The following is an 18,575-nucleotide window of genomic DNA, read 5'->3' on the forward strand; positions in this document are numbered from 1 at the left end:
TCGAGGTTTTGTCGGAGTTTGATGTCGGCATATGCCGACATTATCTACACAGGGCGCTGCGGGCGTGTCGACCGACCGACCAGCCTCTTACCCTGCCGGCATTCGTGATCATGCGCGAGGCCCAGAGGCCACGATCGCTTGGGCTGCGGCGTTGTTGGCCGCCAACCAGCCGGCGGGATTGCCGCAATCGTGGTACTCGCCGGTGACGGGGTGGATCAGTACGTCGTTGTCGCGGGCGAAAGCGATGACGGCGTCGGTGGCCTGGTACTCGCCGTTCGGCGCCGGGGTCAGCTTCTGGAAGTAGGCCATCGCGTCGGCGGGTAGCAGAGTGCGACTGATGTTGATGTAGGCGGTCAGCTCGCCGTAGGTGGTCGGCTTCTCCAGCAGCTGATCGAGTAGCTGGTGACCTTCCGCTACTCGCGGAGCCAAAATGCCATAGCGGTGGGCCTCGGCGCCGGGCACCGTGGCGGCGGCGAGTGCGGCCGGTACTCCGGCGGCGGCCCGGGCAGCGGCGAGGTCGACGAGGTCCGATCCGCCGTCGTTGCGAAGCAAAAGGTCGTCGCCGGCCACCAGGAGGAAGTCGTCGCCGGCGATGAAGTCAGCGGCGACGATCGCGGGCAGCGCGGTGCCGTACCGATCGTCGCGTGGTTGTTCGATGAACGTGAAGTCGGCTTGGCTGTGCAGGTCGGCGAGGGGCGTGTACTTGTCCTGCCAGCCGCGTGCGGTGAAGTAGTCCTTCAGGTCGTGGTCTTCGGTGAAGTAATGACGCACCTGGCGGCCAATCTCGCCGGGGGCGGTGACGATCGCGATTTCGTGGGCGCCTGCGGCGACGCAGTCAGCGACTGCGTAGGCGACGACTGGTTGGTTGAGGATCGGCAGCATGCACTTGTTGATGGTTTTGCCGATGGGGAAGAAGCGGCTGCCCATGCCGGCGACAGCGATGACGGCCCTCACGCGCTTACCTTTCGGTTGGGTTGCACCGGCCGTCAAGGTTAAGGCGACAGTGAGCCGGGCGGATCTGTGCCAGTTTACGCATCGCACTGGTCCGATTCGGGGCACATGGGGAAGGCGCGCACGGGTTCGGGCCGCCGGCGTGTCGACGCCGGCGGCCCGCGATATCTCGTCAGCGTGAGGCGGGTGCCTTGAGCATGGTGGTGGTCGTGGGTTCGCCAGCGGCTGCGGCCAGGGAGCCGGCCTGACGGATGCGGTCCCACGTCGGGGTCCGGCGTGTCTCGGGGTCGAGGCCGTGGCGCAGGGCCTGCCGGTGAACGCCGTTGAGCATGGTGTCGTAGTCGTGCGGGGTGCTCCGGTGACCTTCGGTGTACTGGTGGAGGGCGGCTACGCCGACCTCGGCCACGGTGTGTCCGCAGCGGGCGATGGCGGCGAGTAGGTCGGTGTCGAACGCCAAGCTGTGGTCGGCGGTGAGGGGCAGTGCGGTGCGCAGGGCGGTGGCCGGGAAGGCTTTGAAGCCGGCCTGCGGGTCGGTGGCGTCGAGTTGCAGGAGATCCTGGACGGCTCGCTGGTAAAGCCGGGTGGTGGGGGTCGGGCCGCTGGGCGGGTAGTAGCCGTGGGAGTCGGGGCGGCGGCGGGAACCGATGACGGCGCCGACGCCGGGTTGGTCGAGGGCGGCGACGTGGAGACCGAGTTGCTCCAGGGGGTAGGTGAGGTCGAGGTCGGTGTAGGCGAGGATGGTGCGGCCGGCGCCGGCGAGCTCGGCGAGGCCCCAGAGCACGGCGCCACCTTTTGCACTGGTGTCGTCGGGGCGTTGGGCGACGGTCACGCGGATCTGCGGGTGGTCGACGTCGATCGCGCGGGCGGCGCGGGCGGAGGCGCCGTCGGTGCTCTCGTCGACCAGGAGGATGTCGGCGTGGGCGTCAGGACGGGCTTGCAGGAGCCAGCCCAGTTGGGCGACCTTGAGGGTGAGCGCGTCGTCGCAGTGTGTGGCGATGAGGCGGTGGGCTTCGGCGCGCATCGGCACGACGATGCCGAAGTCGGCGGAGACCTGCCGGGCCAGGATGGCGGCTTTGGACCGGGCGGCCTTGATGGCGGCGATTAGGCCGTGCAGGTGTAGGTCCGCGGGGATGTTGTCGTGGCGGTTCTTGGCGAGGCCGTGCACAAAGGCGATGAGGAGTTGGTCGTTGTAGTGCGGGAGGGGGCTGTGTGTCTGGTGGCCGGTGAGGTGGTCGGCGACCAGGTGTAGCAGCGCGCGGCCGGCGGGGTCGGCGGCCCAGTAGTGGTCAGGGGTGGGCGGGGTGTCGGGTGATCCCCAGGTGCTGCGAACGTGGTTGGCGAGCAGGTCATAGCCGGCCACGAGGGCGCGTTGAGTGTCGTCCCATCGAGCGCCCTCGTCGGTGAACTCGGCTGCCTGCCACGCCTGCTCCCAACCGCCCGGCTGGGCTCCGGCGGCGCTCGCGGCGGCGGTGACGTGCTGCCAGCGGCGACGGACGGCAGGCCAGGCGCAGGCCGGGTCTTCTCCCGAGGCGAGGGTGTTGGCGGCGTTCTCGGCCAGGGCGAGGGCTTGGCTGGCTTGGGCGGGGGTGTCGGCGGTGGCCGTGAGAGCGGAATACCACAGCTCGGCGGCCAGCGTCAGTCCCGCGGTGTGGTCGGCGAGGTCACGGATCGTCTGTTCGCGCCGTGCGAGAAGCGCGGCGCGTACCTGCTGCTGGCGGGCGCGGTCGAGAGCGGTCGCGCCCGCCAAATCGAGGGGGGCCGTTGGGACGCGGCCGGCGCGGGCGTCGAGCAGCGCGAGCAGCCCGGTCTGGGCGGGACCGGGCAGGGTGCCCCCGTCCAGAATCGGCGCCAGTAGCTGTTCCAGGACAGCCGGGTCGGCTGCGGCGGCGGATGCGCGGAATCGTTCACTGTCGAGGTAGGCGTCGTCGACCGATGCGGGCTGGTGGACGAGCGTTGCCACGGTGCGGGCGAATCGATGACATGCACCGGGTGAGGTGCTGTCGGGGAAGAGTCGGCCGCGCAGGGCACCGGTCGCCTGCTTAGCGTCGGGCCGGTGCGCCACGAGTAGCGCCAGTGAGGTAAGGGGTAGGTCCGTTCGCTCGTCGAGCGCGCGGGCGATCCGATCGGCGGCCAGGGCGGCGGTGATCGACAGCAGCGCCCGCACGGTCGCGGGTTCGGGGTCAGCGGTCGTGGCCAGGAGCACGGCGAGGTCGACGTCCTCGTCGCCGTGGTGGCTAAGCAACGGGGACTCGGCCAGGGGCAGGAAGATCCGCTTAGGCGTGGGGCGTGCGGCGGTGGTCATCGGGTGATCCTTCCGGCGACGAGTTCGGCGGCCTGCCGGGCGGTGTGCACCGGGAAGAGCAGGTTCTGGCGCAAGAACGTTCGTTCGAACGGGCTCAGCTCGGCGTGCACGACGGTGGTGATGCCGGTGATGTCCACGCGCGCGTCGGGCCGGCCGATGCGTGCCAGGAGGTGCCGGACTGTTCCCTCGTCCGGCGGCTGGGCTGCCGCGCACACCTCGTGCTGGGCTGCGGGGCAGCGCAGTCGGCAGTTGGTGGTGGGCTGGTCGTAGTGGCCGTTGTAGTCGGGGATGTGGCTGCCGCGTTCCACCGCTCGACCGCACGAGGATCGTTTCAGGACTGCGGGGCGCCAGTCTGGGGCGACGTCGGCGTACACCTCGTCGAAGGCCGCCATGATCCGCGCTTCCGTGCCGGCGGTGAGCAGCTTCTTGCCGGGGGTGAAGGACCCTGCCGGCAGCGGCAGGCCGTAGGACATGAAGGACTGGACGTGGTCGTCGGCGAACTTCAGCCCGCCGAGGACCACCGTGCGGGCGTCGGCGTCCTTGAAGGTCTGCCAGACGTGACGCAGGTGGGCGTCGGTGGTGTTGAGCCCTTCGGCGATCGGCCGGTAGTACGCCAGCACGTTGATCTTCTCGGAGTGCAGGATGCGGCGCAGGAACCGAAGCCTGCGCCCACGGTTTGGCGGCTCGATTGACTCGGGCATGGCGGCGTAGCAGACGTTGATGTCGAGGTCGACGTGGACGAGGGATTCCAGGCAGTCGATCTGCTCGTCAGAGAGGGTGTACTTCGTGATGCACGAGACGCGGTTGGTCAGGCCGAGCTCGTCGAGCAGCTGCAACGCACGCCAGGTCCGCGGCCACAGCTTCGGCAGGAACGCCTCGGAGGTGGACATGTGCAGGCCGATGGGCGTGTGGTGCGGGGTGAACCACGGGTGCGACAGCAGCCGCGCGACGACATCCTCGGGCTCGAGGAACCCGGTCGGCTCCCAGGAGCCGAGGTAGCCGTCGACGGTGTCGCCTTCGCGCCGATAGCAGTAGGCGCACATCAGGGGGCAGCCGATGCCGAAGTCGGCGGACATGCCGCCCTTCATCTGCGAGATCATGTAGCTGGTGTTCAACCCGTCGGGACCGGCGGTGGCCTGGCTCGCGGCGATCTGCTCGACCGTGGCTTTCGGCACGAACCCGGCAGGGAGCACCGACTTGAGCGCGTACGGGGCGTCCGGGGTGCCGACGACGCCGGGCCACGCGAAGGCGCAGCGCAGCGCGAATCCCAGGGCGTCGCTCTGGTCCGCGTCGAGGTGGTGGGTGCGGGTGAGCGCAGCGATCGTGCGGGCGGGTAGTTCCTGTAGCGGGATGCGGCGACCGGTGGGCTCGTGCAGCAGCCGGCCCGCAACGACGTCAGCCAGGGCCCGCTCCAACGCCCCGGCGGCGAGTTGACGCGCCGCGTTCACGACCGGGTAGGGGTCGGATAGGTCGAGGACGGCTTGCAGGCGGCGGGCGACCTCGGATCGGGCCGCACCTCGGTAGAGGGCTGGTTGGTCGGCGGCCAGGGGGCCGGCGAGGGTCGGTGTGCTGGTCGGACTGCTCACATCTGCTCCTTCTGTGATCCGGTGGTGGCGTCGAGGGGTTCGGGTTGGATCCATCCGTGGGGAGCACGGACGTTCACGCGACGACCGGCCTCGATGAGCGCGGCCATGTCGCCGGCGTCGAGGGCGATGCCGTCCTGGCGGGCCCGGTCACGCTGGGACCAGGCGCGATCCCCCGGCATCCGGGCACCTTGCTCGCGCACCGCCTGGGCGACAGCGGCTACGCCCGAAGCGAGCGACTCGGCGACGGCGAGGCGGTGAGGGTCGACCGCCACGACCAGCAGCCCTCGACCGTCGTCACCCGTCGGCAAGGGGGCGTTCCCGGTCAGCGCGCCGACCAGCAGCTCCAAGACGATCGCCAGGGCTTGGCCGCGCTCGCCCTCCGGCAACAGCGCCACAGCGAGGCCCGGATCGTGGACCCAATGCCCGCTCGCGTCGAGCGCGGATCCGTTGGGCAACGCCTGTCCCGTGCGGGCCAGCTGGTGGAGGCGGCCCCAGGACATCGCGGCAGCGGCCAGGTCCACCAGCACCGGGCGCTGAGGGTCCGGACCTGGAACGGCGACCGCCAGCGCGCTGCTGCCCAGGACCGGCGCGCTACTGCCGCCGTGCAGGGCCACGCTGCGCGCCGACGCCTGCGCGGCGGCCACGCCCACCAGGCCACGCCGGGCCAGCTGAGCGGCGGGAATGCCGAGCGCGCCGACGTGACCGGCCCGACGAACGGTCACGGCGGCGATGCCACAACGCCGCGCACGGAGCATCGCCGCGGCGACCGCCAAGCGGGCGGCTACCGGCCCCGGGGCCAGGTCGGCGTCCACGACCAGGACCGCTTCCTCGTCCTGCACGATCCGAATCAGGGGACGCGGGTTCAGGTGCCCGGTTCGCAGCTTGTCCAGGTAGCCGGGGGCCAATCGGCTGCCGTGGCCGGGTATGCCACGAAGGTCAGCCTCGACGTGCGTATCGGCCATCACGCGCGCCCCGGCTCGGGTCATCCCCGCGGCCTCATATAGGCATTGCAAGAAGCTGGCGAGCTGGCCGGCCGGAACCCGGGTCACCACGACACACCGGAGACGGGTACGACACCGTGGGCGCGGCCGTCGACGAGCAGGATTCGGGCCACCGCCGCGACGGAGGCCCAGTGCGGGCTGAACGCGGCCACCAACACGGGCGCGGGCGAACCGGCCAGGTCGTCGACATCACCGAACGCGACCTGAACTACCGTCCGCCCGCGCTCGACCAGCCGGGTGGCTTCCTGGGCAGCTCTGCTCGGACCCGCGATTGTGGTGCGGGTGTCGTAGCCGTACACGATCACCGGACCGGCCGTCGGCACTGGAGCGCCGACCGGCACCTGCACCACACGGTGACGCGCGGCGAGCAGCGTGGGCAGATAGTCCGGCGTTAAGCGGGCACTGTCGGCCCGCCGCTGCCCCTCGTCAGGCACCCGCATCAAGGCCAGCACCTTGCCGGACGGCACGTCCAGCGGAAGGACCCGGTCTCCGCGCACCACCGCCACCGAACGGTCAGCAATCCGTTCCGCCGCACGCCAGGCCGCCGCGTTCGCCGACGGCCAGTCCGGTCGGAGCGAGCTAGGCGTCAGGCCGTATCGCCGGTGCAGTGCCTGCACACGGTCCACGGCCTCGCCGATGCGCTGGCGGTCGATCACGCCCTGCTCGACCGCCGTCGTCAGCGCCTGCACCACCTCCGCGCGCCGCCGAACCGCCGCCATCCGCGCCGCCAACGAGCTACGCCCCCGGGAAACCTCCGAGTCCAGCATCACGATGTCCACCCCGGCGGCCACCGCGGCGACCGCCGCGCGCGCCACCCCCCCGAGCGGCTCGTGCACCGCAGGAATCGACAAGTTCTCGCTCACCACCACGCCGCCGAAGCCCAGCTCGTCACGCAACAGGCCAAGCACGCGCGGCGATGCCAATGCCGGCTTGTTGTCTACGGCGAGCACGGTGTGACTGCCGACCATCACGCACGCCACCTGCGCGTCGATCGCCGCTCGAAACGGCAGCAGCGCACCTGAACCGAGTCGGTCGACCACCGGCGCGACGTGGTGCGGGTCCCCACCAACCCCGCCCAGACCGGGAAAGTGCTTGGCGGTCGCCGCGACGCCGGCCCGCTGCAATCCGCGTACGTACGCTGCCGCCAACAGCCCAACCCGTTCAGGATCGGAGCCGAAGGCGCGAGCGCCAACAGCAGCAGCCGCCGGCCACCCCGTGGTGTCGCACACCGGCGCCAAATTCCAGGTCAACCCCACCGCGCGCAGCTGCTCACCGATCGTCGCCCCAGCGAGCTCGGCCAGGTCCTCGTCCCCCGCAGCCCCGAGCGCCAGGTTTCCCGGTAACTGGGCCGCGCCTGGCCAGTCCAGCGCGTTCAACCGGCCGCCTTCCTGGTTCACGCTCAGCAACAGCGGCAGCGAACAGGCCGAGTTCTCGCTCGCCGTCCGGGTGACCTGGCTCAGCCGGGCCGGGCCTGCGACGATGGCCTTACTGATTCGGCCCGGCTCACTGCCGGCCTGCTCGTGCAGTGACTGAGCGCAATCTTCGGGCCGTAGGGACATCCGGCCGGGACGCACCAGCAGATCAATGTCAGCGGTAAGGACGGGATCGACTCCTACCGGCTGGCCGGGAATCAGACGTGGCATGGCAGCTCTCCCTCGCGACCGCAGGTCGACTAGCGAGCATCAACCGCAGGACGCCGGAGTGACATCCGAGGCGCTGACGATGCCCACACATCGACCTTTGTCGGTTCGCAGCGCCTGGGGCAGGCATCAAAGCAGTGCCACTGGTGCCGCTCGCTCGGAACCTGGTGCGGATGGTGCGCTTCGCTGCCCGCCACTGACCGTGGCCGCTACTGTCAGGCCCGCGGCTGCACTACCGGCACCCGGAAGGGGGATCCCACCGTGGAGGCCGAACCCACAACTTCCCGCGCCAACCGACGTCTGGCCGGCCTGCTCCGAGAGGCGCAATGGGGGCCCGAGGCCCTCGCCCGACGAATCAACTCGGCTCTGGTGGCCCGCGGCAGCACCCGCAGAGTCCACCCCAAGACCCCCTACAAATGGGTCTCAGACGGCGCTGTGCCGCACGGTGACATACCCGAACTCGTCGTCGAGGTGCTTTCCGCCAAGCTCAGAATCGACCTGATGTTCGAGGACGTCTGGGGGGTAACCGCCCCGCGTTCGCATCCAGCGCTACTGGCGAATCACGCGATGGATCTACCCTGGGACAGCAACGGACTGCTCAGCCTCGTAGGAGGACCCGTGCCGACCCGTCGCACCGTCATCGCTGTCACCGGCGCCGCGCTCACCGCCCACGCCTGGACCGCGCTTCACCAGCCACACCCAGACCTGATCGCGGCTGCCGGAGACGGCGGACCAGTCACCCCACCGCTACTCCACATGATCGACACCGTCGTCGCCCACGCACAACGGCTCGACGACCACCAGGGCGGCGCCGCCCGCGGATTCGTCAGTGACCAGTTCACCGCCGTAGCCCGGCTCCTGCGCCGCGCGTCCTACAACGCGGAGGCCGGCCGCCGCCTTGCCGCCGCACTAGCGCAGCTCGCCCAGACCGCTGGGTTCATGGCGTTCGATGCCAACGAGGACGGCCTCGCCCAACGCTGGTACCTCACTGCTCTACGCGCCGCGCACGCCGCTCGCGATCCCGGCCTAGCCGCCAGCATCTTGGCCCTCATGTCCAACCAAGCCGCTGACCGAGGCCACGCTCTCGACGCCCTGCAACTTGCCTCAGCAGCCCAAGAGTCGGCGGCAAAGGCTCCGCCCGCCGTCCGCTCGCTGGTAGCCGCCCGCAGCGGCCTCGCCCACGCCGTCGCCGGCGACCTCACCAGCTTCTTCCACATGCGCGAGAACACCCTCGCACTCGTCGACACCGCCCCCGACGCCCCGCTTCCCCCATGGGCGTCGTACATCGATCGGGTCGAACTGGACGCGATCACCGGCCGAGGCCTCGTTGTACTGGCCGAGCGGGTACCGATTCAACGGCCAGCGATCCTTCGCCAAGCTGAACGGCTGCTCCACGCCCGCGCGCACACCAGTCCCACCGACTCCCCGCAACGCTCCGCACTACGCCACGGTGCCTGGCTCAGCCTCGCCCACCACGCCGCCGGTGACCTCGACCTCGCGGTCAGCACAGCCCGCCTCGCCCTTGGCCGCCTACCCGCCGTCAGCTCCGTGCGCAGCGTCGCACTGCTACACCGACTGCACGACGAACTCGCCCCCGCCGCACCGCGCTCACCAGCGGTCCGCGACATCCTCCGTGAAATTCGTGAGTTGCCGCGGACATCACCCGCACGGTGATCACTTCGGAAGGTCGTGCATGTCTCCTGCCCGCGGCATCACCGGTGGACACTCACCGGGCTCGGTGTGCTCGCGTTTGCCCGCTGCTTGGCATCGCGCAAGAAGCACGCCGCACGTTTCCTTGGCCGAGCGGATATCCGCAGGCGGATCGCTTCTGCGTGACGTGGGCAAGGCTATCTCGCGTAGCGGAGGGGGTCCTGTGAGCGCTGTCGATCCGGTGTTCGCCTGTGTGCCGGAGCGCTACTACACCCACAATGAGCACCGAGGCGAAACCCTGCACCGCTCCGCAGCAGAAGCCATCCAACGCGACGTGATCGCCCTCGACGTCAACGAAGGCGCCCGCGTGCTGGAGATCGGCACTGGCACGGGATACTCCGGCGCGTTGCTCGCCGCGCGAGCCGGGGCCACCGGCCTCGTGACCAGCATCGACATCAGCGACCACTTACAACTCCTAACGAAATGATGTTGGGCGTAACGCGGGGACGTGAGGGTCGTTCTGCCTGAACGTGAGGAGGGGTGAGCAGCCGCCGTGGATCGTCTCGGACGACCTCTGGGCCGAGATCGCGCCGCTGCTGCCGCCCCGACCACCACGGCGGCACCGGTTCCCCGGCCGTAAGCCCCTCGACGACCGCAAGGTGTTGTGCGGGATCCTGTTCGTGCTCTACACCGCGATCCCGTGGGAGTACCTGCCCCAAGAGCTCGGGTTCGGGGCGGGGATGACCTGCTGGCGCCGGTTGCGGGACTGGAACGACGCCGGGGTGTGGCAACGCCTGCACGAAACACTGCTCGGCAAGCTGAGGGCCGCCGACCAGCTTGACATGTCTCGGGCGGTGATCGACGGCACGCACATCCGGGCCCTGAAGGGCGGCCCAAAACCGGTCCGAGCCCGGTCGATCGCCGCAAGCCAGGCTCGAAACACCACGTCATCACCGACGCGGGCGGCATCCCCCTCGCCGTCACACTGACCGGCGGCAACCGCCACGACGTCACCCAACCTCACCCTCGCCTGCGCCATCATCTGCTGGCGCCGGCTCCAACACTCAAAGAGTTAGGAGTTCTAAGTCATCCGACCATCGCGTCGGCGCTGAATGGCGACCGGTACGTCGATTTGCGCACCCTCGCCAGCCTGGAAGTCGCCTTGGGTGTCGAGCTATACCCCGTCCGCCTGTACCAGAGACTGCAGGCGGAATGACCCGCATCGCTTGACGGACGAGCAGTCCATCCGGGCCGGGCTACTCGGTGTGGCCGACTTCAGGCTGACCCCCACCGCTGCCACAAGCCCATCAACCAATACGCCACAACCTCCGATATGCGAGACGGTGCAAAGCGGCAAGAAGCTGCTCTTTCTCGGCGAGTGTGGTGCGAGGGTCGGTGAATCGGTCGCGGACGGCCACAAGAAGCGCTTCCATCGCTGGATCTGCCACGGGCACCTCCGGCGGCGGTGTTTTTTGCGGCAGCGGGGTGAGGGCGCGCAGGGCAGCGCCGAGCGGGAGGTCCAGGGCCGCGCAGAACGCCCGCACTTTGGGCAGCTCTGGATGATGCTGCCAGTCACCGGATAGCCACCGGAAGATGGTTGAGCGTCCGATGCCGCAACGGGCCGCCACTTGCTTGATCGACCAGTCATGGTCGTCGTGAGCGGCGTCGACTGCACGGCGCACGAACTGGGCAAACCGGTCCTGTGCTGCCTGTTCGGCATCACCCATGTCCCGGCCATCGCCTTCCCCGTCGTTGGCACCCAACTGACCCCTCCCCTCCACGCCTGCCCTCTGAGTTGCAGTCGCATCGAGCGTGCAGACAGCCATTGTGGGCGCTCCCGCATGGGAGCCGCTCCCCTTGCGTGACGGCGCAGAGATGTCGCTCGAACTCGCCCGGCCCGACTGACGGTGCCAGCATTCCGGATCTCCGTTCCAGGTGCGGCAGCCAATCCCTGGGACGCACCCGTGACACTGCTGTCGGCGTTGGCTGGACTTCAATGGCCTGGTGTCGCAGCGCAGCTGGGGCAAGCCTGCTCTGTTGGAAGGCTGACAGCCTGGCGGCAGACGGGATCTCCACCTGCATGCTCAGCGGATGGTCGCGTGGTCCGGTTCGGCCACGCCCGTAGCCGGTCCGATGGGCGCGCCGCCCCTGACGGTGGACGCGGAGACGTACGGCCTCGCGACTCGCCGAGGCGGCGCGCGTCATCGGTGGTTCAACCGGTGGCTCGGCGCCACAGCCGCGCCTACGGGCGTCGCCGTCGCGGGCGCCGCGGCCAGGGACGTGGACGACGGTGCTTGGGATGATGACGCGCCGGCCTGGCTGGACGACTGGTTCCGCCGGCCTGGCGTTGCCAGGTCCGCACAACCAGTGCGCCAAGGGTGCTGGCAACACGCCGGATTCTCGTTGAGGGCTGCACTCTGTCACCGTCTTCTCGCATGGTGTATAGATGGCGGGTGCTCCGCGCTAACCCGGCGCTCAACGAAGCGGCGCGGAGCACCCTGACCGACCAACCAGTCAGCAGATCGGCGTGGATAACTTTCCTCGACGTCCCTAATGTCGGGAAAGGGGTCCGGATCAACTCCCGACAACATCGATCGCTGTCGGGACCACCCTCGTGCAACAAGGACGACCGACCGCATGAGCACCGGCCAGCGCCAGCCGCGCCGCAACGCCCGCCCGTACACCGTCGACGAGGGCACCATCCGAACGCGGTCCGCCAATCCGGACGCCGCTGAGTACACCCTCTACGTGCGCCGCCTAATCGATGATCACCTGGGCGTCGGCGGACAGGCGAAGATCCTTGAGCACGCCCATAACCGGGGCTTGCACTACCCCGGTCTCAACCGCCAGAAGGTATCGGAGCAGCTCAGCCGCTACCGCCTCGGTCCGACCTGGGAGATGACCGAGCTGATCATCGCGTGCCTGCCGGACAGCTGCGATACCGCCGGGATCCGGGCCCTCGCCGCGGGCTGGTACCAATGCGCACGAGGACAGCTCCCCCACGGCTACAACGGTCCGGTCAGCCGCCCGCCGGGCAAACCCGGCCAGCGCAACGTCCCGGAGAGCGAACCCGCCATTCCAGTCCTGCAACGCCAGGTCGCCCGTCTGCAGGAACGCCTCCGGGCAGAAGCCGAGCGCCATGTCAGCAACCTGCGGGCCTCGGAGAATGCCCGCAACGACGCGGTCCGCGTGGCCAACCAGCTCGAAGTGCAGTTCCACCAGACACGGGAGGAGCTGCTGCGGGTTCGCACCATCGCCGCGGAGGTCGCGACGATCCGCGAGGAGTACGCCCGTCAGTGCGTCGCACTCGAACTGGTGGCCGCGCCCAGTCTGCGCTCGACGCCGGTCATCGACCTGCCGAAGCTGCCCGTCACCCGCCGTCGGGTCCGCTTCGGCCTCCTGGTCACTGGGATCGACACCCAGGCACCACCGGCGCGCCGGGCGCTGGCCCGCTACCTCTGTGTCTACGCCGAGCTCATTGGCGTCTCTTCCACCGAGCTCGCTCGCAGGGCGGACATCGCAACCACGGTGACGATGGACATCCTCGCTGGGCGCCTCGTACCCACCGCCGGCCACGCCACCCAATTAACCACCGTGCTGAACTGCGAACCGGACACCTTGCGCTCCCTCATCAGCGCCGCCAGCAGCGCCACCGCCGTCGACGAACACTTCTGGAGCATCGCCGGCGCCGTCGACACCACTCCCTCCCCCGACAGCGCACCGAATGCCGAGGACCTTGTCGGGATCGATCCCGACAACCGTGCCGCGCATCCACACCCCGACCCGACAACAACACCGTCCACCCCGATCGCCGACCGACTCCGCCAAGTGGCCGCCGTGCACCAGCAGGGGTTGATCAGCGACGGTGAGTACGCTGAGCAACGCTCCCGCATCATCGGCGAGCTGTAACCGGACCAATGCCAGGGGAGCGCTTGGCGATGTCGATGCGATGCGGTTATACAGGCGCTCTGGCAAACGTTGCCGATGGCTCGACTACCAGAGATCGGCTGCTTCCTCGGGGACGACAGCGCAGCCAGCTGGCCCCACTTCTCTATCAGCCATACAGAAGGCTACTGTTCAGTAGTAGATCCTGCGGAATTAGGGGGTAGAGCTGTGGCTAAGCAAATCATTCATAAGCTGGTCGACGACCTGGACGGCGGAAGCGCGGACGAAACCGTCAGGTTCGCCCTTGATGGCGTTCAGTACGAAATCGACGTGTCAGCCGCGAACGCAGAGAAGCTGCGGGACGCCTTCTCGCCGTACACCACCCACGGCGTCAAGGTGGGACGGGGCGGCGTCGCACGATCCGCACGCGCCACGCATAGCGCGGCGGGTGTAGGCAGTTCGCGGGGTGCCCGTACCGGCGGAGTCGCGAACCGGGATCAGAACAAGGCGATCAGGGACTGGGCCAAGAGGGCCGGCAAGGACATCTCGGATCGCGGCCGAATCCCTCAGGAAATTGTCGCCGAGTACCACGCGTCGGCAGGGCGCTGATCACCGTCTAACGCTGCATTGACTTGCCGTTCTGGGCTGGCGGGGTGGAAGCTATCGGCGCATCCGCAGGTGGAGTCGCGGCGACGCCCCTACCCCGCTCCACCCGTCCGCCTGGCCCTGCTGCACGAGGTGCCACTTTACTCGGATCAGCATCAGTCTCTACGGGTGGCGCGCCACCTTGTTGTTCGCGCCATCGCCCCGCGGAGTCGGCGCGCAGGAGACGCTCGACCATCGCCGCAGCGTCGTCCTTCGAGTCGTACGTCCAGCGCAGCACCTGACCCGTCTCGCTATTGCCGGTACGAGCAATCACCTTCCACCGCGTCTGACGGATCAACCAGACGTCACGCCGAGTTAGACGCCCCCAAACGCCGTTCCACCACCGCTTCGCCACCTCCTCCGCCACGGCCTGATCGTACACACGTTCGATTGCCTGGATGTCAGCCGAAGCGGTTAGGTGTCACTCGCCTGTTACAGCGGTCCCCGCTTGCCGCGTCTATAGGGCCCGCAGCAGTCGGGACAAGACTGATACATCCGCAAAATCCGGCCGCCGCGCTGGTGGCCGGACCGGTCATCTCGTAAAGCATGCCTGCCACACGACCGTCTCACCGCGCCCCGACACTGCGTGTCCGCCTCCCGGGCCCCCTCCGCGGCAGAACATCCACTCCTCGACGGTATGTGCCGCCGATCGCGGCACTCACCGTCGAGGCCGTCCCGATCCGCTGCCAACAACCGCGTGCCACCCACGCACAGCGGTGCGAATGCCCAACCGGCTCTCAGCCCGGTTGGCGGTGGCCCGCTCGTGCGGTCCAGCGCAATTGCAGCAGTGTGCCGGACACATGCCAGGACGGCGGTGCACGCGAGACGGGGATCCCTCAAGGCGCCCGAGGCCCGTCGATAGAGTCTGATGTATGCGCAGAAGACGGGTACGGCGTAGCCGCCCTCATCTGATCCTCTGCTGGGAGCCGAGCCCGGCGCCGGGCGTGCCCGGGTCGGCGGCCGGGGAGCCGCAGCCCGGTGAGCGGATCGGCCCGCATCTGCTGGGCGGGTTCACCCAGGCGCTCAAGCCCAGATCGCGCGGGGACCTGGCCACCAGCCTGATCGAAGGGTTCCTCGGCGATCACGGCCAAGGGTTCCGGTTACGCGCCGGGTGGGTGCTCGGACCGCAGATCAGCGCCACCGCCACCCGCCTCGGTGCTGGGCACCGGCAACCGCTGGCCGAGCTGGCTGGTTGGCAGATACTGGCAGAGCTCGCCAACGAGATCCGGCAGATGATGCGCCCGATCGCCGCACGGCACGACCCAGGCTTCTGGTACGCGCTGCTCGTAAGGGCACAGCCACTCATGATCGCCTGGCTGGGCAACGTGGCAATGTTCGCTCTACCAGCGATCGGCTCGGCCGTGTTTTCGTCCCCGCGGAAGTCCACCCTGGTTGGCTTCCTGACAGCACCGTGGCGGGTCCCGCCGAGCGTGATGACCGAGCTTGACCACCTGATCTACCTGGGGCTGGTCCTGGCGAACATCGAGATTGCCAAACGCCGCGTCGGCAAGGGCCAGGAAGTCGCCTTGGTCCACGAAGGGCTGTTCCACGCCTCGTTCGAACCTCGCACCGAGGTCGCCGCAGCGATCGACCTGTTCGACGAGCGGGTCTCGGCCGCCCACCACGGGCCGGCCGCCGCGCTCGGCGCGTACGGCACGGCGCTGGCGCCGCTCACCGCGCAGTGGCCGATGATCGTCTGGGGCTCGCTAATCAACCAGCCGGCGTTGCACGGTCCGCTGCTGCGGCAGGCACTACGCGACTGGGACCCGGTGTTCCCGATCCTCACCGACCTCAAGCAGACGGTCCCCGCCGCGTTCCTGCCCGGCAGTTTCGGGCTCACCGGCGAGGCTCAAACAGTCGCGGTATTCCTGAAGGCATACAGCGACCTGGTGGTGGCCCGCGGCGCAGTCCTTCGAATTTCCCGGCGGGCCTGGTCGAGGTTCGGCTACGTGGTGCGGAGCCGACGCGAGTTTCTTCGGGCATTTACGAAGGCTGCCGCCGGGCATCCCGTCCTGAGAGGCGGCTGGCTCAACGGGGGCCCAGACGACGCGATCGTCTACCTCATCGACAGCGGGCTGATCCACGAAGTCGGTCGCCGGCACCTGGTCCTCAACGGCGCCATGGCGTCGGCGGCACTGACGGAGGTCTTCCATCGGCCCGGCGACGACAACGCCGCGAACGTGTGGGCCGGTGCGTTCGAGGACGAGGTGCAGCAGCTCATTGATCTGACGATGTGGCGGCCACCGGAGCAGTACCGGTCGCTGATCCGCCGCAACGTGAAGATCGACGGCGCGATGATCACCGACATCGACGCGGTCGCCTACCACGACGGAGTGCTGCTGCTCATCGATTGCAAGGCCTACAAGAGCAACGCCCGACTCGCAGCAGGCGAGTACTCAGCGATCAAGACGCTGCGAGAGAAGGCGGAGAAGGCGTGGACGTCCTGGGCAGACAGGGTGACCACCATCGATGACAACCGCACCAAGCTGGCGGTACCCGTGCCAACCGAGGTCACCATCGCCGGTGTCGTCGTGCTCCCCTTCACGCCGTTCCTGCTGCCTGGAGATACGACTCAGTTGACCGTCGGGTCGCTGCGAAGGGTCAGCTCGGTCGGAGAGCTGCTGCTGTTCCTCACCGACCTGCAACTAACCTAGCTGCGAACTGCCTGGTGAGTTTCGCTGGCATCGCCGCTGGGCTACGCGTCGCCGAAGTACCCCTCGACTTCGCCCAAGAGCAACGGCACGTTGTAGACCGACATATCTGAGCGGGTCCGGACGTAGCGGACCGCGTGTCGCCAACGTTGATGCTCGAACGCCACGTCGGCCTCAATCTCGACCACCACGGTCGGTTCAACTTGCACGTACCGCAGTGGGTCCGGCCGGTCGAACTGCCCCGCCCAAGAGGCGGGGAGCGGATGCGGCCACGGATGAACGACGGCCGCGCGGCGATGCTGTAAGGCCCCTGGTAGAGACAGGGCCGCAGACAGCTCGGCCCGCTGATCCGCGGAAAGTGGGTGAGTACGGCCGGTGTAGCGCAGCTTCCCGCGCCGATCGAACCGGCCCAGCAGGACCGTGCTCGGGGACCGCACGGCGCCCGTCACGCCGCCAACGATCGCCTCGCTGACGATGCGGGTGCGGAACTTCGCCCAGCCGCGCCGGCCCAACTCGTACCGGCCATCCAGCCGCTTGGTCACCACCCCTTCGATCCCGGTGGCGACGGTCCAGTGGGTCAGCCAGTCCCACACCTGCCGCATGTCGGCGGTCTGCGGGGTGGCCGTCAGCGACGCGGGCGCGTCGGTGAGCAGCCGTTCCAGCCGTGCCCGCCGTTCCGTCAGCGGCAAGTCCACGATCACTCCCCCACTGGAGTCCGCGAGCAGGTCGAACAGGATGTAGTGAGCGGGGCAGTCGCGAGTCAGACGTAGCAGCCCTCGGCCGGCGGTTACGCGGCGCTGGAGCTGCGCGAAGTTCGTCCTGCCGCGCTCGAACACGATCAGCTCACCGTCTAGGACCGCCCCGGCGGGAATGGTGTCTCGGATCGCTCGGGTGATGTCCGGGAAGTAGGTGGTGAGGTTCCTCCCGGCCCGCGACTGGAGGTACACCCCCTCCGAGTCTCGGAAGGCAATCACGCGCCATCCGTCCCACTTCGGCTCGTGGACCAGGTTAGGGCCTTCGGGCACCTGGTCGACCGGGGCGGCAAGCATCGGTGCGATTGGCCGCCGCAGCGCCGGGTCCGCTGCCCGGCGTCGAGCGGGGTTCACCGCCCACGCCCGTTGTGAACACCTTTCATTCTCCGCCCCCCAGGTCATCGTGAGGGACCAGTCATCGGCGTCGGGTGGAGATCCGCCACAACGAATGCGGCGAAGGTGAAGCCGGCGGCCGGAATCGAACCTCCTGCCTCCAGGCCTGTGTGTGTCTCCGAGCCCCCGACGTCCGCTGCCATCGCGGTCATCGACCGGCTGCTAACATCGGAGCCTCTTCGGCCTCACGCTCACCGCGCTCCTGCGAGGCGCGAGGTTGAGGTTGTGGGTGATTCACACGGCCGGGGGGTTGCCACTTCGTTCGCTTGCGGACGTTGTTCCCCCGGTCGTTCCATCCGCTGGCCACTCGCGGACAGGGACAGGCATGGAGATCCGAAACATCGATGGCCGGCCTCACACAGACATTGCCGGCGCAGCTGAGTTGACCCGAAGATCCGAGGCTACCGTCCGACTCAGGACATCACCGAAGCAGCGGCAGCAGGGTTCCGGCTGGCCAGCGTCGGTCAAGCAGGACAAGAAGGCATGGTTTCCCGTCGATGAGCTAGAGCGCGTCCGGGACATCCTCCTACCGCAGATCGTCGAGGCCGCCAAAGCACGGGTGAGCCTTGTCGACCTCGACGGCGACCCCGACGAGTTGATATCCGCTACTGAATTTCGGAAGATCCTCAAACTCAGCCAAGGAGCATGGGACCACTACGTCGGCCTCAGCAGGCCCGCGTGGAGCCGCGGCGAGGATGGCTATCTCCCCTTCTTCGATGACGAGAAGCAGGCGCCCGTGCAGGGTTCGGTCAAATACTGGAAGCGCCGTCGCGCGCAAGAGTGGATCAACCGCAGGGGCGGAAGCGTTCAGAGCCCCGAGCAGTCCGGGTAATCCATTGGCGGGTGGCGTCTGACGGTGGGCCTTCGCCACTCTGACCGACAGGCTCTATGCGCCTGGCAACCACCGTCGACTGGAATCGACCTACGGCCGACGGCCTCCGGCCCGGTCAGCGTCCCGCCGCTGAACCGCGTCGCCTCGCCGGCGAGGCAGGCTCCGGGATGAACCAGAGCAGCGCCGATTCTTCCCGGCGACCTGCCCAAGGGCACCATGTTCGGTGGTGAGCCGCAAGCCACACCCCAGGCTTGCCCCTCACCACCGAACATGGTGGATCAGAGATC

Annotated in this window: 12 protein-coding genes and 2 pseudogenes; 7 read left to right on the forward strand and 7 right to left on the reverse strand. The window is 68.6% G+C overall.

From position 1 onward, the window contains the following. Positions 1–108: 108 nt before the first annotated feature. From MED01_RS33550 to MED01_RS33570, 5 genes are all read right to left on the reverse strand, one after another. Entirely contained in the window at positions 109–954 is an 846-nt protein-coding gene (locus MED01_RS33550; protein ID WP_238672477.1) for a sugar phosphate nucleotidyltransferase, read from the reverse strand. A 169-nt stretch (positions 955–1,123) separates the two neighbouring features. Then, on the reverse strand, positions 1,124–3,253 hold the full coding sequence (locus MED01_RS33555) for a glycosyltransferase (RefSeq protein WP_238672478.1): 2,130 nt from the start codon (positions 3,251–3,253) through the stop codon (positions 1,124–1,126). Beyond that, positions 3,250–4,839, reverse strand: coding sequence for a hypothetical protein (locus tag MED01_RS33560; RefSeq protein ID WP_238672480.1), 1,590 nt, complete (start codon positions 4,837–4,839; stop codon positions 3,250–3,252). The genes MED01_RS33555 and MED01_RS33560 overlap by 4 nt, the downstream gene beginning before the upstream one ends. Further along, entirely contained in the window at positions 4,836–5,891 is a 1,056-nt protein-coding gene (locus tag MED01_RS33565) for an Ldh family oxidoreductase (RefSeq protein WP_308193591.1), read from the reverse strand. Before MED01_RS33565 ends, MED01_RS33560 begins: the two co-directional genes overlap by 4 nt. Further along, on the reverse strand, positions 5,885–7,483 hold the full coding sequence (locus tag MED01_RS33570) for a glycoside hydrolase family 3 N-terminal domain-containing protein (protein WP_238672483.1): 1,599 nt from the start codon (positions 7,481–7,483) through the stop codon (positions 5,885–5,887). The genes MED01_RS33565 and MED01_RS33570 overlap by 7 nt, the downstream gene beginning before the upstream one ends. A 258-nt stretch (positions 7,484–7,741) precedes the next feature. On the opposite strand from MED01_RS33570, the gene MED01_RS33575 reads away from it, so the two are divergent. The 3 genes and pseudogenes from MED01_RS33575 to MED01_RS33585 form a co-directional block, all read left to right on the forward strand. Further along, on the forward strand, positions 7,742–9,154 hold the full coding sequence (locus tag MED01_RS33575; protein WP_504900267.1) for an NsdA family TPR-like regulatory protein: 1,413 nt from the start codon (positions 7,742–7,744) through the stop codon (positions 9,152–9,154). Positions 9,155–9,353: 199 nt separating this feature from the next. Then, positions 9,354–9,599 (forward strand): annotated as a pseudogene (locus MED01_RS33580) (protein-L-isoaspartate O-methyltransferase family protein); the annotation flags it as partial. Between the two features lie 88 nt (positions 9,600–9,687). After that, positions 9,688–10,157: pseudogene (locus MED01_RS33585) on the forward strand (IS5 family transposase); the annotation flags it as partial. Positions 10,158–10,437: 280 nt separating this feature from the next. Here MED01_RS33585 and MED01_RS33590 read toward each other — a convergent pair. Next, on the reverse strand, positions 10,438–10,893 hold the full coding sequence (locus MED01_RS33590) for a helix-turn-helix domain-containing protein (protein WP_238672485.1): 456 nt from the start codon (positions 10,891–10,893) through the stop codon (positions 10,438–10,440). Positions 10,894–11,878: 985 nt separating this feature from the next. Here MED01_RS33590 and MED01_RS33595 point away from each other — a divergent pair. From MED01_RS33595 to MED01_RS33605, 3 genes are all read left to right on the forward strand, one after another. Then, the gene (locus tag MED01_RS33595; protein WP_238672486.1) at positions 11,879–13,039 is read left to right on the forward strand and encodes a hypothetical protein; all 1,161 of its coding nucleotides are present in this window, start codon (positions 11,879–11,881) and stop codon (positions 13,037–13,039) included. A gap of 204 nt (positions 13,040–13,243) precedes the next feature. Beyond that, positions 13,244–13,624, forward strand: a complete 381-nt coding sequence (locus MED01_RS33600) for a histone-like nucleoid-structuring protein Lsr2 (protein ID WP_238672487.1) — start codon at positions 13,244–13,246, stop codon at positions 13,622–13,624. A gap of 908 nt (positions 13,625–14,532) precedes the next feature. Further along, positions 14,533–16,314 carry a hypothetical protein gene (locus MED01_RS33605; protein ID WP_238672488.1) on the forward strand — a complete coding sequence of 594 codons (1,782 nt, stop codon included), beginning with the start codon at positions 14,533–14,535 and terminating at the stop codon, positions 16,312–16,314. Between the two features lie 41 nt (positions 16,315–16,355). Here MED01_RS33605 and MED01_RS33610 read toward each other — a convergent pair whose 3' ends face one another. Beyond that, complete coding sequence (locus MED01_RS33610) at positions 16,356–17,360, reverse strand: ATP-dependent DNA ligase (RefSeq protein WP_238672489.1); 1,005 nt, start codon at positions 17,358–17,360, stop codon at positions 16,356–16,358. 421 nt (positions 17,361–17,781) lie between these two features. On the opposite strand from MED01_RS33610, the gene MED01_RS33615 reads away from it, so the two are divergent. Further along, a complete protein-coding gene (locus MED01_RS33615) occupies positions 17,782–18,288 on the forward strand; it encodes a hypothetical protein (RefSeq protein ID WP_238672491.1) in 507 nt (168 codons plus the stop codon). The last annotated feature ends 287 nt before the right edge of the window (positions 18,289–18,575 follow it).

This window comes from Micromonospora alfalfae, assembly GCF_022230925.1.
In the GTDB taxonomy this organism is placed as follows: Bacteria; Actinomycetota; Actinomycetes; order Mycobacteriales; family Micromonosporaceae; genus Micromonospora; species Micromonospora alfalfae.

Coding starts and splice junctions, on each gene's coding strand:
- MED01_RS33555 (WP_238672478.1), bottom strand. CDS start 3,253: ATGACCACCGCCGCACGCCCCACGCCTAAGCGGATCTTCCTGCCCCTG.
- MED01_RS33570 (WP_238672483.1), bottom strand. CDS start 7,483: ATGCCACGTCTGATTCCCGGCCAGCCGGTAGGAGTCGATCCCGTCCTT.
- MED01_RS33605 (WP_238672488.1), top strand. CDS start 14,533: ATGCGCAGAAGACGGGTACGGCGTAGCCGCCCTCATCTGATCCTCTGC.
- MED01_RS33610 (WP_238672489.1), bottom strand. CDS start 17,360: ATGCTTGCCGCCCCGGTCGACCAGGTGCCCGAAGGCCCTAACCTGGTC.
- MED01_RS33615 (WP_238672491.1), top strand. CDS start 17,782: ATGGAGATCCGAAACATCGATGGCCGGCCTCACACAGACATTGCCGGC.